This is a genomic window from Acidobacteriota bacterium (genome assembly GCA_009838525.1).
Lineage (GTDB): Bacteria > Acidobacteriota > Vicinamibacteria > Vicinamibacterales > UBA8438 > VXRJ01.
Map to the genome: position 1 here is coordinate 136,847 of VXRJ01000027.1, position 15,881 is coordinate 152,727.

A 15,881-nucleotide genomic window follows, 5' to 3' on the forward strand; every position below is an offset into this window, starting at 1 on the left:
GGCGCGGTTCGGCGGGGCGATCCGGGGCGCGTGGTAGACTGACGCCCAGATGAGGGCGGCGAAGTGGGAAGACGCAAGCGCGTTGGCGTCGGTGGTTGTGGTGGCGTTGGCGCTTGGTTTTGGGGGCGCCGCCTTCGTTGTTCACGGTGCTCCGTCGGTTGGGGCGCCGGTTCCGTCGCCAAGTGATCCGGCAGCGATTGCGTCTTTCGGCCTCACCGGTGGAAGCGGAGTTCCCCTCGCTGTCGGCGGTCGTGATGCGGACATTTTTCTGGTTCCCCCGGTTCGCACGATTCGTGACACCATCGGTCGAGGAGCGACGCTCGCCAGTCTTCTCGACGCGCACGACGTTGGACGCGAGTCGGTCCAGTTGATCGACACGGTCCGCGCCGTTTTCAATCCCCGGCGTTTCAGGGTGGGCAACCCGTACCGCCTGCAGCTCGACCGCGACCAGGACTTCGTTCGGCGCTTTGAGTATCACGTCGATGACGAGTCCTTCCTCCGCGTAACGCGTGCGGTGTCCGACCCGGACGGCCCGGGTGGCGGTCGGTTCACGGCGGCTCTCGTTCCCTACAAGACCGAGCGGGAAGAGGCGATCGTGCGCGGCACGATCGACGCCTCCAACAACTCGCTTGTCGCCGCCATCGGCGCGGGAGGGGAAACCGTGGAGCTGGCGATTGCGCTGGCGGAGGTTCTCAGCGGTGAAATCGACTTCAACAACGATCTCCGGCGGGGCGACCGCTTCGCACTGCTTTTCGAGCGGACACGGCGCGAAGGCGCGTTCGGCGAGGGAGATACGGTATTCGCTGGCTACGGGGACATCCTGGCGGCGGAGTTCGTCAACGACGGACGCGAGTTGCACGCCTACCGCTTCCGGGTGCGGGGTGAGCCGGAGCCGCAGTACTTCGACCGGGAAGGCCGCTCGATGAAGCGGCTCTTCCTCCGTTCCCCGTTCCGCTTCGAGCCACGCGTCACGTCTCGTTTCTCGTACCGGCGGCTGCACCCGGTGCATGGCAATATCCGGCCCCATCTGGGTGTCGACTACGGCGCTCCGATCGGCACGCCGGTCATTGCCGTCGCCACCGGCTCGGTCGTTTCCGTGGGTCGAAGCGGCGCCTCCGGCAACATGGTCCGCCTGCGCCACACCAACGGTTACGAGACGTACTACCTGCATCTCTCCGCGTTCGCGGACGGGATCCGGCCCGGCGTCCGGGTCATGCAGGGGCAGATGATCGGCCGCGTCGGCGCGACGGGCGTGGTTACCGGACCCCACCTCGACTACCGCATGCGGAAGAACGGCGTATTTGTCAACCCGTTGCTGGAGCACCGGAACCTGCCGCCCGGCGATCCGGTGCCAGTCGAACAGATGGCCGCATTCGACGAGCTTCGTGACGCGGCCGGGCAGAGGCTGCGCGCCGGCGTCGAGAACGGGTACGGCGGCGGAAGAGCGGCGCCGTAGCCGCCGGAATGGCAACCATCCGTCCGTTTCGTGCTTTGCGGCCGACACCGGAGGCCGCGCCGAGAGTGGCGGCGGTTCCGTACGACGTGGTCACGACCGCCGAAGCGCGTGCCCTCGCGGCCGGGAACCCACTGAGCTTTCTGCACGTCTCGCGCGCCGAGATCGACCTTCCCGACGGCACCGATCCCTACGGCGGCGCCGTGTACTCGCGCGCGGCCGAGAACCTTGGGTCGCTCGCCTTGTCGGCGCCGTTTGTGCTTGAGAACGAACCCTCGCTCTACCTCTACCGGATGCGTACCGCCGATGGCCACGAGCAGACCGGCATTGCCGGCTGTTTCTCACTCGACGAGTACGACCGCGGCGTAGTGAAGAGGCACGAGGGGACGCGGCGCGACAAAGAGGATGATCGGACGCGCCATATGGTTGCGTTGCGCGCGCAGACTGGGATCGTCTTCCTGATGTACCGCTCGGATCCCGCGATCGACTCGCTGATCGCGAAGGGCGCCGCGGACGCGCCTTTGCTGGAGGCGCCCGCGCCGGACGGCGTGACGCACACGGTTTGGCGGCTGCCGGCGGACGATGCCGCTGCGGCGGTCCAGGCGTTCCGTGCGTTGCCGGCGATCTACATTGCCGACGGGCACCACCGGATCGCCAGCGCGGCGCGCGCCCGTACTGAGTTGGCCGAGGCCGATCCGATGGCCGCCGCTCACTTCTTTCTGGGCGTGGCGTTTCCCGACACCGCGACGCGCATCCTCCACTACAACCGCACCGTCGCCGATCTGGCCGGCTACACGCCGGCGCGTTTCGTGGAAGCCATCGCGGCACGCTTGCCGGTAGCTGACGGCGGCCCCGCGACGCCGGTCAAGCGGCACTGCGCAATGTACGTCGGGGGAGCCTGGCGGACGATCGATCTGGGCGCGGCGGTTCCCGCGTCGGGACCGGAGGCCGCCGCGCCTCGCCTCGACGCGGGCCTGCTGGAGACCGAGGTGTTCGCCGGCGTAATGGGGATCACGGACATTCGGAACGACGCGCGTGTCACGTTCGCCGGTGGGAGGAAGGGCATTCCCGAGGCGCTTGCCCGGGCCGTCGATGCCGGTCATGCGGCCGTCGCCTTTTCGCTCGCTCCGGTCACGCCGGATGAGCTCGTGGCCGTCTCCGACTACGGCGGCGTCATGCCTCCCAAGTCGACCTGGTTCGACCCCAAACTCCGCGACGGACTGTTGATCCACCGGATATAGTCTGCGTCCGTAGCCGTAGTCCAGTGACCAACCGCATCCACAACTTCGGCGCCGGCCCGGCCGTCCTGCCGGAAGCGGTCCTCGAGCGGGCGCGTGCTCACCTTCTTGCTCTTCCCGGCGTCGGCATGTCGGTTCTGGAGATCAGCCACCGCTCGAAGGCGTTCGACGAGATCCTGGCTGTGGCGGAAGCGAACATCCGCGCCCTGGCCGGGGTCTCGGACGACTACCATGTCCTCTTCCTTCAGGGCGGAGCGACACTACAGTTCTCGATGGTGCCGATGAATCTCCTTCCCCGGGGAGAGAGCGCCGTGGCGGACTACGTTCTTACCGGTTCCTGGGCGCAGCAGGCGGCAGCGGAAGCGGAGAAGTTCGGCACCGTGCGCATCGCCGGGACCACGCAGCCCGACGGCTACCGCCGTGTTCCGGCGCAGGACGAGTTGACGCTCTCCGGCAAAGCCTCGTACGTCCACCTCACGACAAACAACACCATCGTCGGCACGCAGTGGCGCGCCATCCCGGAGACGGGTGACGTGCCGTTGGTCGTCGATGCGTCGTCCGATATCTTCAGCCGGCCTCTCGAGATTGACAGGCACGGACTTATTTACGCTGGCGCCCAGAAGAACCTCGGACCGGCCGGTGTAACCGTGGTGATTATTCGCCGGGACCTGGCTGAACGAGGGCCGGCGTCACTGCCCAAGCTGCTTCGGTACGCGACTCACGTCAAGGGGGGATCACGCGCCAACACGCCCCCGGTCTTCTCGATCTACCTGGTGTCGCTCGTTACCGCCTGGCTACGGGAGCAGGGGGGGCTCGACGCGATGGCGGAACGGAATGCGCGAAAGGCGGACATGCTGTACGCCGCGATCGACCGGACCGGGTTCTACCGCGGCGTGGCCGAACCTGGGCACCGCTCGCTGATGAACGCCACGTTCCGTCTCGCCGACGGGGGGCTCGAGTCGCGTTTCGCCGCCGAGGCGGATGCGGCCGGACTGGCGGGGCTCCAGGGTCACCGCTCCGTCGGCGGTCTCCGGGCGTCGCTCTACAACGCCTGCCCGGCGGAGTCGGTGAGCGCACTCGTCGAGTTCATGGCAGAGTTCGAGCGCCGTCACGGTTAGCAGCTTGCGGTGCTACGCGGGGTTGCACCACGGGCTACTGGGAATCGAGGCGTGCGCCAGCGCCCCCATCATGTTACGCTACGGCGTTTCCGCACAGCGTCGATCCGGCTGGAACGGACGGTGTCGCGGCGGTGGAATCCACCGGGGCCTCGGACTACGGGAGGGCTCAATTGCTCATATCACTGCTGATCTCGTTGGGTATCGCCATGGTGCTGCTGCAGGTCGCGGTCTTTTCGACGACGATCTACCTGCACCGGGCAGCAACCCACCGTGCGCTCGTGCTGCACCCGGCGGTCGCCTGGGTGTTTCGCGCAGCGCTCTGGATCACGACCGGAATAAACGTCCGGCAGTGGGTGGCCGTACACCGCAAGCACCACGCCTTCACCGACGAGGAGGGCGATCCGCACAGCCCGCACCTCGAGGGATTCTGGTCCGTGCAGCTCGGCAACGTATTTCACTACGTCCGTGAAGCGCGGGACCAGCAGGTGCTCGACAAGTACGCCCGGGACATCAAGGACGACTGGTGGGAGCGGTACCTGTTCGGTTACGGTTCCGCGGGTCCGGTGTTCGGGACGACGGCGCTCTGCGTCGTCTGCGCGTCGGCCGGCCTGGGGGTCGGCTGGGCGCTCCTGGCCGCCGGGTTGCACGGATTCCTGTACGTTTTCGTGCTATCGCCGTCGATCAACGGCCTCTGCCACTACCTCGGATACCGCAACTTCAAGAACACGGCGACGAACATCCGCCTGATTGCGCTCATCACGGGCGGCGAGGGGCTGCACAACAACCACCACGGCTTCCCGCGCAGCCCGAGATTCAGCGTGCGGCGCAAATGGTCGGAGATCGATCCGGCCTGGCCCGTCATCTGGTGTCTTACGAAACTCGGTCTGGCTACCCCCTACCGCACCATCGAAGAGCATCAGGCTCACCCGGACGCGCGCCCGCAGGAAACATAGGACGCGCGCCGCTCGTAATACGCTGACGTGCGGCAAGTCGACGGGTCGGTCGTCTGCGCCAACTGCAACCGCCTGGTTGGCATCAATGAGGAGCACTGTCCCTACTGTGGGGCATGGCGTCCCGGCCTCTTCGGCTGGGCTCCGGCGCTCCGGATGATCGTCGGCGCACGCGTCGACCTGATCGTCCTCATAGTCGGCACGTGCGTGACCCTGTACGCGGTAGCGCTGCTGCTGCAGCCCGACGCGATCTTCTCCGGGGCCGGCTTCCTGTCGCTGCTCTCGCCCGGCCGGCGCGCCCTGTATCAGCTCGGCATGACCGGCGGCGTCGCCTGGCAGCTCGGGTGGTGGTGGACGTTGCTCACCGCCATCTACCTGCATGGCGGTCTGCTGCACATCTTCTTCAACGTCATGTGGATTCGTAACCTCGGTCCCGCGGCTACCGAGGCGTTCGGGCCCGCCCGGACGTTCGTCCTGTTCAACTTCTCGGGTGCGGCCGGCTTTCTGCTCTCGAACGTGATGTCCGGAGCAACCACGATCGGTGCGTCGGGCGCCATCTTCGGCCTGCTTGCCGCCCTGATCGTCTATGGCCGGAAGCGGGGCAGCTCGGTTCTGACGCAGCAACTCTGGCAGTGGGCGATCATCCTGGGCATATTCGGCTTCATTCTTCCTGGAGTGAACAACTGGGCGCACGGCGGAGGCTTCGCGGGCGGCTGGATTGCGGCCAACATGATGGGTTTCAGCGACGAACAGCGCGAGAGCGCCGCGGTCATGCTGACCGCACTCGGCCTGATTCTCCTCACCGTCGTCGGCATCGCCCTGTCGTTCTACAACGTTCACAATCTGTTGCTGACGGGTTAGGCGCTTGCGCCGTAGAGGCTTCGCGCCAGCGGAACTCCAACGCGCCGGGCACGGCGCGCTAGCGCGCCCTACGAATCCGTCGTCGTGGCCGGCCGGCGCCGCCGTCTCGGCCTTCGACGCCGCCGGTGCGCACGCGGCGGCGGGCCCTGCTCCAGTTGATCCCGCCACCGCTCCAGGGCGTTCGGCGTCTGGCCGTGAATCTCCAGCCAGGTAAGCGCCTCGGGAAAGCTGGGATTGGCGAGGATGCTTCGGACCGCGCCGGGCGGCGGGTCGGGCTGGGTCAGCCGCGGCAGCATTACCAGCAGTCGGCGCAGGTATTCCGCATCGCGCCGGGGCACACTCAGATCGCCCAGCGCGACGCGCACCGTTCGGTCGTCGCGGGCCGGGGGCGTCAGGTCGATCCGAATCACCGGTGTCGCCAGGCTGCCGAGCAGCACCGCGTTCGTGAGCGTCTCGGGAGCCGAGCCGTGACGGTTGCGATAGGCGTCGAGCCGGTCGAGTGATTGCCAGAGCGGCGCCTTTGGGCGCAGGCGATCCACTTCGGGGGCGAGCTGCCGGAGCAGGCCGGTGCGCGACAGCAGCCGGAACGTCCTCGTCGCGGCGCCGCTCCTGAGCAGTTTGTACATCTCTTCCATCAGGCGTGCCGGTGCGGCGTGGGCGATCTCGCCGGCGTGTTCCCGGATGGCTTCCCGCACCGGCGGATCCAGGCGAAAGCCGAGGCGCGCCGCGAACGCGACCGCGCGGATCATCCTGACCGGGTCCTCGATGAACCGCTCGTTCGGATCGCCAATGCACCGGATCAGCCTGCGGCGCAGATCCCTCATCCCGCCGACGTAGTCGATCACGGCAAACGTGGAGATGTCGTAGAAAAGCGCGTTGATGGTGAAGTCGCGACGGAACGCGTCCTCCTCCGGTGTTCCGAAGGTGTTGTCACGCCGGATGGGACGCCGGTCCGGCGCGGCGCTCTCGTCCGGTGCATCGCCGTCGGTCGCGGCTCCGTGATCGGGAACCTGCCGCCGGAACGTTGCAACCTCGATCGTCTTGTTCCCGAACCTGACGTGGGCCAGCCGGAACCGCCGTCCGACGATCCAGCAGCGCCGGAAGATCCGCTTTACTTCGTTCGGATGCGCTGACGTTCCGATGTCGAAGTCCTTCGGGGTTCGCCCCAGCAGCAGGTCGCGTACGCCGCCCCCGACGAGGTAAGCGGTGTGGTTTCGCTTCCGGAGTTGTCGCAGGACGGAGAGGGCGTCGGGATCGATGTTCGCGCGCGAAATCGGGTGGTCCGCCCGGGAAATGATGGTGGGCGCTGTCACAGCCGACGCTACTCTAGCAGCCCGTGGTGAAACCCCGCTACATTCGAGGGCGGGCGCGTTAGCCTTTGGCTTGCTTCCAGTCGCCGCCGATGCCGAGGTCTACCGTCAATGGCACGTCGAGCGTTGCGGCCGATTCCATCTTCTCCCGGACCAGGGCGGCGACCTGCTTCGCTGATCCTTCAGGGCATTCGAAGAGGAGTTCGTCGTGGACCGTCAGGATCATCCTGGTATCGCCCGGAAGAACGCGGTGGACATCAAGCATGGCGCGTTTCAGGATGTCCGCTGCGGTTCCCTGGATCGGCATGTTGACGGCGATGCGTTCGGAGGCATGCCGCGCCATCGCGTTCCGGCTCGTGATGTCCGGGACGCGGCGGCGCCGGGCGAAGAGCGTGGTCACTTCGCCGGTAGCCCGCGCCTGATCCAGAGTGCGGTCGATGAAGTCGCGCACCCTGGGGAAGCCGTCGAAGTAGGCATCGACGAAACGCTGTGCCGCCTTCGGGGGAACGCCGATGTCCTTGGACAGCGTGAACGCGGTCTTTCCGTAGAGCAGGGCATAGTTGATGATCTTCGCGCGACGCCGGATCTCGTGGGGATCGAGGCCGCTGTCGTCGCCGAAGACCTGGTGCGCGGTCCGGTCGTGGATGTCCTCGCCACGCTGGAACGCGCCGATCAGGTTCGGGTCGGCCGAGAGGTGGGCCAGGACGCGCAGCTCGATCTGGGAGTAGTCCGCGGAGATCAGCACGAAGCCATCCGGCGCGGTGAACGCCGAGCGGATCTCACGGCCGACCGCGGTTCGAATCGGGATGTTCTGCAGATTCGGATCGCTGCTGCTGAGTCGGCCGGTGGCGGCGACCGCTTGATTGAAACTGGTGTGGACGCGACCGGTTTCGGGATTGACGAGTTGAGGCAACGCGTCGATGTAGGTTCCCTTGAGCTTGGCGAGGCTGCGCCACTCCAGCACCAGGCGCGGCAGGTCGTGTACGTTTGCCAGTTCCTCCAGTACCGCCACCGAGGTGGACGCCGCTCGGGTCTTGCCGGTCCGCTTCAGTAACGGCAACTGCAGCTTGTCGAACAGGATTGTTGAGAGCTGCTTGGGCGAGGCGATGTTGAACCTCTCTCCCGCGAGCGCGTGGATCTCACGCTCGTAGTCGGCCAGTTGGCTTTCCATCGCGGCGGACTGCCTTGCCAGTGCCCGCGTGTCGACGAGAACGCCAGCGCGCTCGATATCCGCGAGCACGGGTACGAGCGGCAGTTCCATCTCCCGGTAGAGCGATTCCAGCCCGTCCGCCCGCAGTTGAACCGCGAGTTGTCCGGCAACCTGCTGGGCAAGATCGCACCGCTCGTTCGCCCACGGCGCGGCGGCGTCCGCCGGTACGTCGGCAAAGCTCACGGCCTTGGCCCCTTTGCCGACGATGTCCGTGGCTGGCACCGGCTTCCGGCCCAGCAGTTCGAGCGCGATCTGGTCCAGTTCGTGATTGGGGCGATTCGCCTCGAGCAGATAGCTCGCGATCATCGTGTCGAGGTCGAGGCCGTCGAGCGGGACTTCCTGACGGACCAGAACGACCAGAGCCCGCTTCAGGTCATGGCCGGTGACGGGCAGGTTCGGGTCCGCCAGCAGCTTCCCGAGAGCGGCGAGCGCGGGGACGCGATCGATCGCGGCGCCGTCCTCCAGCGTCCGATGTCCGAGCGGGACGTAACGCGCATGACCCGCGCCGGCGGAAAGCGAGAGGCCAACCAGGTCCCCTTCCATCGGGTTCGACCCGTCCGTCACTACCGCCAGCCCCAGGCGCCCGGCCCCGGCTATGGCGTCGATCAACCCGTCCAGTTCGGCGTTGGTGCGCACAATGCCGTAGTCCGTCGCGATGGTCGCGGGGGGCGGGGCGTAGTCGGCGATCAGCGTCCTGAAGCCAAGGTCCGAGAAGAGCGCGTAGCAACGCTCATTCGACGGTCCCTGGTAGCGGAGCGCATCGGTGTCGACGGCAACCGGGACGTCGGTTCGGATGGTGACCAGCTCCCGGCTGTGGCGGGCGTCGCCGGCATGTTGCTCGAGCGCGTTGCGGTAGCGCTTCGATTGCACTTCTTCGGTACGGTCGAGCAGCGCGTCGAGAGATCCGAATTGGTCGATCAGCTCTCGTGCGCCCTTTTCCCCGATTCCGGGCACGCCCTTGACGTTGTCGACGGCATCCCCCATGAGCGAGAGAACGTCGATTACCTGCCCCGGCATCACCCCGAACTTGGCCTTCACGCCTGCTGCGTCGTACCACGTGCCGGGGTCGCGGGGATTGAAAACGCGGATGCCGTCGCGCACGAGTTGATAGAAATCCTTGTCGCCGGTCACGATTCCTACGTTGTAGCCGGCCGCCACGGCGCGTGCGGCCACCGTGCCGATCACGTCGTCGGCTTCGACCCCCTGATGGGTCAGGATCGGGACCCCGAGCGCCTCGCACGCCTCGTGGACCATGGGCGCCTGGGCGCGGAGGTCGTCCGGCATGGGGCTGCGGTTCGCCTTGTAGTCGGCATCCATTTCGGTTCGGAACGTGGGGCCACGGAGATCGAACGCGGCGGCGATCAGTGTCGGCTGGTGGTCCGCGATGAGCTTGCGGAGCATCGTGACGAAGCCGTACACGGCGTTCGTCGGGCGGCCGTCGGGAGCCGTGAGGCCCCGCACGCCGTGGTAGGCGCGGTACATCTGCGAGCTGCCGTCTATGAGAAAGAGCTTGTCGGCCACGGAGGTAGCGGGAGTATTCGGTACGGCGGTCAGGGGATCGCGATATAGCCTCGCCGGGCGCGGACGTTGTAGGCCTCGGAGCGTTCGTTGCGTACGTGGACTTCGATGTCGTGCCAGGCGCCGTCCGCGTGCCCCGGAGCGGGGTAGCCGAGGTAGTACTGACGACTCAGCTCGTCGGCGATGCCGGCCGTGGCGGGATCGAGGTCGCCCGGTGCATTGATGATCTCCGTCCGGCCTCCGCTGTCGTCGGTTATGTCGCGCAGCGCGCCGGCGTTCACCCGTTCGCCGCGGCCGAAGGCCCCTCCCGGAAACCGGCCCTGGCCCGGGATCGGGGGAGACGGCGCGCGGTTGCCTCCCGGGATCGGGAACGGGATCCGCGGCGGACGCGTCCGCGGGATCGGCCGGCGCGGAACCGGTCGCCCGCCGAAGACGGAGACGGGGCCATCGATGCCGATAGCGTACACCAGCACCTCGGTCTGGCGGATCAGCCGCTGCAGCGCCCGGTCGTCGGTCTCGCTGTTGGTGTCGTTTCCGTCCGAGATGACGACCACCGCCTTCTTGCGGTGCCGACCCGTATCCGCCAGCCGCACTGCTTCGGCGACCGCGTCGTAGAGGGCGGTGCCGCCGGTCGGGCGAATCCCGCCGAGGGCGCGGCTGACCCGTGCCGGATCGGTAGTCCAGTCGTGCACCAGCCGGGGCTGATAGCTGAAGCGATAAAGGAAGATCTCGTCGTCCGGACCGAGCAGGTCGAAGAGAAAACGATCGAGCGCGGCTCGCGCCGCGGCTATCCGTTCGCCTTCCATGCTACCGGAGGTGTCGAGCACGATGCCGAGGCTGACCGGTACCCGCTCCCGGCTGAAATGTGTGATCCTCTGCGGCTCGCCGTCGTCGTACACGAGGAAGTCGTCCTGATCGAGAGTCGTGACGAAGCGGCCGCGATAATCGGTCACGGTGACCGAGACGTTGATCAGCTCGATGCCGGAACGGAAGCGGAACGCGGCCGGCGCATCGTCGTCCTGCGTGGCGGCTTGCGCCGCGGCGTGTGAGGCGAGCGGAAAGTGGAAGAGGACGAGGAGTGTGACCCCCATCATGGGTGACCGCCGCGTCGCAGCCCGGGGTCCGGGGGCATTCCGGCGCACCACGGTTTCCTTCAAGAGTCGGTTCCTTCCAGTTCGGCGGGCGCTGGCGGGCGGAGATCGACGTGCGGTACCGTCGCGTCATCGATCAGGAAGCTGATTCGGTAGCGGCTGACGTCCTCGGCGGGAATCTCGACCACGAAGGGAGACGCGGCGCCCGGCATGAGGGCCGGCGCCGCGATCGCCGTCCGGCGGCTCGCGATCATCGCTCCGGCTTCGTCGAAGGCCATTGCGACGACAAACAGCTCCGCCAACGTAGGGGCGTCGGACGGGTTGCGGACGGAGCCGCTGATCGCCAGAAGCGGGCCGACGGTGTCGTGCTCGAGGGCAAGCAGCTCGACGGGCGCGTGTGGATCGCCCGGTGCGCGTTCGGCGCCGTCGCGCGAAAGGCCGAGGAAGCCGACCGCAAGGACTGCCGCGACGGCAACGGCGGCCGCGCCGAGGGCGGTCAGGCGGTTGCCCAGCGTTGACGGGGACTCGGGAGGCGGATCGAAGAGCGGCGGGTCCGTCGGTCCCCCGGGCTCGGCCGGCGCCTCCAGCTCCGCAGCTGGTCGGCCAGCCCGGGACCGACCGCGAAGTTCTTCGGCCAGCGCCGCAACGCGGGCGTCGGAGCGGCGGCGCTCTTCGCGGACGAGGCGGTACGTCACGGCGCCCATCGCCACGGCAATCAGCAGCGACAGGATCGTGACGGCGCTCAATGTCAGGGCCACGTCTACCTCGGCTGCCTACCTCAGCCGGAACTCCATGGCAACCTCGACGAATACCGCGACGGGAACATCCTGCCGGCGGGCCGGGACGAATCGCCAGTCGCGCATGGCACCTACCGCGGCCTCGTCCAGTCCGTAGCCGAGGCTCCGGAGGATCCGGATGTCGCCCACCGATCCGTCGGCGAGCACGATCACCTCGAGCACCACTTCACCTTCGATTCGGCGCCGCCGCGCCTCCTCGGTGTAGCCGGGCTGCACTTCGTGACGAATTGCGGGTGGGGTAATCCCGGCCCCGGGCCGGTAGGGGCCACCGCCGGTGCCGGCCCCGGTCCCCGGACCGAAGCCCGCGCCCTGGCCTTCGCCAACGCCACGGCCTGCGCCGTCGCCGACGCCCCCGTTGGCGCCCGGGCCTTGGGTCGGAGAGGCGCGGCGGCTGCTCAGTTCGTCGATGAGACCCAGCCTGTCCTGCTGGTCGGCCCGCGCTTCCATCAACGGCGCGACAATCCGCGGCATGTCCTTCGACTCGATCAGCTCCGGTTCCGTTTCCTCCACCGGCTCTACCACAGCCGGTTCTTCGCGAGGCGGAATCGGGCTGCTGACGCGGCTCGTCCCTTCACGCTCGGCGGGAGGCGGCGGCAATGGTTGCCGCAGTCCACCGCCTCCGCCCCCGCCGCCCGGGCCCGGGTGGGAGAAGCACACAACCCGCGTGAGGTCTCTCCCGTTCGGGTCGACGATGCGGCCGGTAGGGGCCGGCGTAGCCATCGCCAGCACGATCGCGACGATCAGAACGACCGCATGGAGGGCGGCGGTCAGCGCCGTGGCGCGACTCTGCGTCGGCGGAGCGTCGAGGGTGCGGTCGAGTTGGGATGCACCGAACGGGATCCGCAGCGGCCGGTGCTGGTTGCGGCTGAGCCAGCGGGCAGCGCGCGCCGCTTCCGACTGCGCGAGGTGCGTGCCGTCGACTGTGGCGACTTCACCGGAGGCGATGAGGCGGGTGACAGCGTGGGGTGGAACCCGGGCTACCGTGGCCACTTCCTCCGCGCTGTACACCTCGGGGGCGCAGGGGACGGTCGAGGCGTCCTCGGAGCTTCCCTTGGTCGTCATCAGGGACGGGCCGCTTCGAAGAACTGCTTTCCTTCGCGTTCGGCCAGAAGGCGGACGGCGCGGAAGCCTTCAGCATCGAGCGCGCCCTTCGCGCCACCGTTCATGACGAACGTCCGGTCGAGCGTGCGTTGCGAGAAGATCGCGCCAAGGCCGCCGCGCGGCGCCGTTTCGACCACGATAATTCGCCCCCCGGGGCGGAGAACGCGAAGCGCTTGCTGCAGGCAGAGGACCCGCTGGTTCATTCGGAGCGTGCCCAGCAGGGAGGGAACGACGACGATGTCGACCGACTCCGGGTCGCACGGCAATGCGGAGAGGCTGGCGGTTCGGATGTCGATCAGGACGCCCGTCTGCTCGGCGGCGTGCTGGATCGCACCGGCTTCCTCCTCTGTCTCGACGACGGCGATCGCGGTTCCGCTGATGCCCGCCACGCGGGCGAGCTCGGCGATCAGGACGGGATCCCGTCCTCCCAACTGCAGCACGGAGCCGCCCAGCTTCAGCCCGACCATCGACACTTCGAGGTCGCGGGGACCGGCGCGTACCTGGCGCAGGAACGGCAGTCTGAACGACTTCATGCGACTACCCCCATGATATAGTCTCCGCCCGTGCCGCTCTCAGGTGATATCGCCCCGGCCACGGGGCGGTTGGGCATTCTCCTCGCTGGCCTCGGCGCCGTCAGCACCACGCTCATCGCGGGCGTTCACGCAATCCGCAAGGGTCTCGCCGCGCCCACCGGATCGCTTACCCAGATGGGGACGATACGGCTCGGCAAGCGGACCGATAACCGGTCGCCGCTGATAAGGGACTTTGTTCCACTCGCCGGGCTCGATGACCTGATCTTCGGCGGCTGGGACATCTTCGAGGACAACTGTTACGAGGCGGCGTGCAAGGCGGAGGTGCTCCGCCGGCCACTGCTGGATCAGGTGCGGCCTGAACTCGAAGCAGTTGCTCCATGGCCCGCGGTCTTCGACCAGCACTACGTCAAGAAGCTCGAGGGTTCCCACGTCAAGACCGGCACGAACAAGAAGGAACTGGCGGAGCAGGTAATCGCGGACATCCAGCGGTTCCGGAGGGAACATCAGGTCGACCGGCTCGTCTTGATCTGGTGCGGCAGCACCGAGATCTACATGGAAGAGGCGCCGGTTCACCAGTCGCTGGATGCGTTCGAGGCGGGTCTTGAGGCGTCGGACCCGGCGATTCCCTCTTCGATGGTCTATGCCTACGCCGCGATCCGGGAGGGAATCCCGTACGCCAATGCGGCGCCGAACCTGAGCGCCGACATTCCGGCCCTGGAGGAGCTGGCGCTGCAGACCGGCTCGCCGCTTGCCGGGAAGGACCTGAAGACCGGACAGACATTGATGAAGACGATGATCGCGCCCGGGCTCAAGGCTCGCCTGCTGGGCGTCTCCGGCTGGTATTCGACCAATATTCTGGGAAACCGGGATGGCGAGGTGCTCGACGATCCGGAGTCGTTCAGGACCAAGGAAGAAAGCAAGAAATCGGTTCTCGACCACATCCTGCAGCCGGAGCTCTATCCGACGTTGTACGATGACCTGCACCACGTCGTCCGCATCAACTACTACCCCCCGCGCGGCGACAACAAGGAGGGCTGGGACAACATCGATCTGGTCGGATGGCTCGACTATCCGATGCAGCTCAAGATCAACTTCCTTTGCCGCGACAGCATACTGGCGGCGCCGATCGTCCTCGACGTGGCGCTGCTTCTCGATCTGGCGCGGCGGTCCGGCATGCGCGGCATCCAGGAGTGGCTGTCCTTCTATTTCAAGAGTCCGATCCATGCACGCGGTCTCTACCCTGAACATGATCTGTTCATTCAGTTGATGAAGCTGAAGAACACGCTCCGCCACCTCAGGGGGGAGGAATTGATCACGCATCTCGGGCTCGAGTACTACGACTGACGAGGAGCCATGACCTACGGTCGAACCCAGGCGGTACTCATCGGCGGCGCGTTCAACGGAATCCTGTCGGCGCTGCCGATTGTCGGCGCCGCCAACGTCTGCTGCTGCCTCTGGGTGATGGGTGGTGGTGCGATCACCGCATGGCTCATGCAGCAGGGCCGGACGGTCGCGATGAAGGTATCCGACGGCGCGATCGGCGGAGCGCTGGCCGGTCTGGCTGGCGCGTTCTTCTATACGGTGGTTTCCACGCCGATCAGCCTCATGATGGGACCGGAGGCGGAGGCGCTGGCCGAGCTGATGTCGGGAGGCGGCGTTCCGCCGGAGGTGATTCAGTTCTACGAGGCGGTGTCGGGCAACGTCTTGCTGATGGCCACCCTCAATTTCGGTCTGTGGTTGTTCATCGGCATCGTCTTCTCCACGGTCGGAGGCCTGCTCGGTGCGCTCTTCGCAGCTCGCACCGTCTCATCGCCCCCGACTGAGGGTCCGTCATCCGGCGCGCCGGTCGTGCCGCCGCCGCCGATCAATCCGGGCTCGTAAGGGAACTCCCAGCCGCCCGTCCGCGTCTATGTCACCACGGGCTCCGAGAGATCCATGCCGTTGATCCACACGCGCGACCTCTGGAAGAGCTACCCGATGGGAACCGAAACGGTCCACGCTCTGCGTGGCGTTTCGCTTGACATCGAGCGTGGCGAATTCGTCGCGATCATGGGACCGTCGGGTTCCGGCAAGTCGACCCTCATGAACCTGATCGGCTGTCTCGATACGCCGACGAAGGGGCACTACGCCCTGAACGACAGGGATGTCAGCCGGATGAACGACGACGAGTTGGCGCGGATCCGGAATCAGGAGATCGGCTTCGTCTTCCAGACCTTCAACCTGATGCCGCGCGCGACCGCCCTGCACAACGTCGAGCTGCCGTTGATCTACGGCGGTGTTCCAGCGGCTCGGCGGCACCAGCGGGCGGTCGCGGCGATGGAGATGGTGGAACTGGAAGAACGGATGAACCACCGGCCGAACGAACTCTCGGGCGGCCAGCGGCAGCGGGTCGCGATTGCGCGCGCGCTGGTGAACGAGCCGTCCATCCTGCTGGCGGACGAACCGACCGGGAATCTGGACTCGAAGACCGGTATCGAGATCATGGCGATCTTCGAAGGGCTGCACCGTGCGGGCAACACGATTGTGTTGATCACGCACGAGGCGGAGGTGGCGAACCACGCGCACCGCGTGATTCAGATTCTGGACGGCGTTATCCACTCCGACGGACCTGGCGTCGGCCTCGGCGCACAGCCCGCCCCGGCGTTACCGCCCGCCCCCCCCGACACCCGCGTGGCCCCCAGGGTGCTCTCGCCGGGTGGGG

14 protein-coding genes are annotated in these 15,881 nt (G+C 67.1%); 8 read left to right on the plus strand and 6 right to left on the minus strand.

Translation table 11 applies throughout. The features are described from left to right. Positions 1–49: 49 nt before the first annotated feature. From F4Y45_12060 to F4Y45_12080, 5 genes are all read left to right on the plus strand, one after another. Positions 50–1,456 (plus strand): peptidoglycan DD-metalloendopeptidase family protein, encoded by a 1,407-nt coding sequence (locus tag F4Y45_12060; GenBank protein MXY25242.1) that lies wholly within the window; start codon positions 50–52, stop codon positions 1,454–1,456. An 8-nt stretch (positions 1,457–1,464) separates the two neighbouring features. Further along, the gene (locus F4Y45_12065) at positions 1,465–2,694 is read left to right on the plus strand and encodes a DUF1015 domain-containing protein (GenBank protein ID MXY25243.1); all 1,230 of its coding nucleotides are present in this window, start codon (positions 1,465–1,467) and stop codon (positions 2,692–2,694) included. Between the two features lie 23 nt (positions 2,695–2,717). Continuing rightward, complete coding sequence (gene serC / locus F4Y45_12070; GenBank protein MXY25244.1) at positions 2,718–3,809, plus strand: 3-phosphoserine/phosphohydroxythreonine transaminase; 1,092 nt, start codon at positions 2,718–2,720, stop codon at positions 3,807–3,809. A 170-nt stretch (positions 3,810–3,979) separates the two neighbouring features. Further along, positions 3,980–4,762, plus strand: coding sequence for a hypothetical protein (locus F4Y45_12075; protein ID MXY25245.1), 783 nt, complete (start codon positions 3,980–3,982; stop codon positions 4,760–4,762). A 27-nt stretch (positions 4,763–4,789) separates the two neighbouring features. Beyond that, the gene (locus F4Y45_12080) at positions 4,790–5,620 is read left to right on the plus strand and encodes a rhomboid family intramembrane serine protease (GenBank protein ID MXY25246.1); all 831 of its coding nucleotides are present in this window, start codon (positions 4,790–4,792) and stop codon (positions 5,618–5,620) included. 68 nt (positions 5,621–5,688) lie between these two features. Here F4Y45_12080 and pcnB read toward each other — a convergent pair whose 3' ends face one another. The 6 genes from pcnB to F4Y45_12110 are packed head-to-tail and all read right to left on the minus strand — an operon-like array spanning position 5,689 to position 13,180. Beyond that, on the minus strand, positions 5,689–6,933 hold the full coding sequence (gene pcnB, locus F4Y45_12085) for a polynucleotide adenylyltransferase PcnB (protein MXY25247.1): 1,245 nt from the start codon (positions 6,931–6,933) through the stop codon (positions 5,689–5,691). A 58-nt stretch (positions 6,934–6,991) separates the two neighbouring features. Further along, the gene (gene polA, locus F4Y45_12090) at positions 6,992–9,661 is read right to left on the minus strand and encodes a DNA polymerase I (GenBank protein MXY25248.1); all 2,670 of its coding nucleotides are present in this window, start codon (positions 9,659–9,661) and stop codon (positions 6,992–6,994) included. Between the two features lie 29 nt (positions 9,662–9,690). Further along, positions 9,691–10,752 (minus strand): VWA domain-containing protein, encoded by a 1,062-nt coding sequence (locus F4Y45_12095; GenBank protein MXY25249.1) that lies wholly within the window; start codon positions 10,750–10,752, stop codon positions 9,691–9,693. Between the two features lie 59 nt (positions 10,753–10,811). Next, the gene (locus tag F4Y45_12100; protein MXY25250.1) at positions 10,812–11,507 is read right to left on the minus strand and encodes a hypothetical protein; all 696 of its coding nucleotides are present in this window, start codon (positions 11,505–11,507) and stop codon (positions 10,812–10,814) included. Between the two features lie 15 nt (positions 11,508–11,522). Beyond that, a complete protein-coding gene (locus F4Y45_12105) occupies positions 11,523–12,608 on the minus strand; it encodes an energy transducer TonB (GenBank protein ID MXY25251.1) in 1,086 nt (361 codons plus the stop codon). Further along, positions 12,608–13,180: a methyltransferase domain-containing protein gene (locus tag F4Y45_12110; protein MXY25252.1), complete on the minus strand. Its 573-nt coding sequence runs from the start codon at positions 13,178–13,180 to the stop codon at positions 12,608–12,610. The genes F4Y45_12105 and F4Y45_12110 overlap by 1 nt, the downstream gene beginning before the upstream one ends. 30 nt (positions 13,181–13,210) lie before the next feature. Here F4Y45_12110 and F4Y45_12115 point away from each other — a divergent pair, with 30 nt between their 5' ends. The 3 genes from F4Y45_12115 to F4Y45_12125 form a co-directional block, all read left to right on the plus strand. Further along, positions 13,211–14,524: an inositol-3-phosphate synthase gene (locus tag F4Y45_12115; GenBank protein ID MXY25253.1), complete on the plus strand. Its 1,314-nt coding sequence runs from the start codon at positions 13,211–13,213 to the stop codon at positions 14,522–14,524. A 9-nt stretch (positions 14,525–14,533) separates the two neighbouring features. Then, a complete protein-coding gene (locus F4Y45_12120; GenBank protein ID MXY25254.1) occupies positions 14,534–15,061 on the plus strand; it encodes a hypothetical protein in 528 nt (175 codons plus the stop codon). Positions 15,062–15,115: 54 nt separating this feature from the next. After that, the coding region (locus tag F4Y45_12125; protein MXY25255.1) for an ABC transporter ATP-binding protein at positions 15,116–15,881 on the plus strand (766 nt) is incomplete at its 3' end.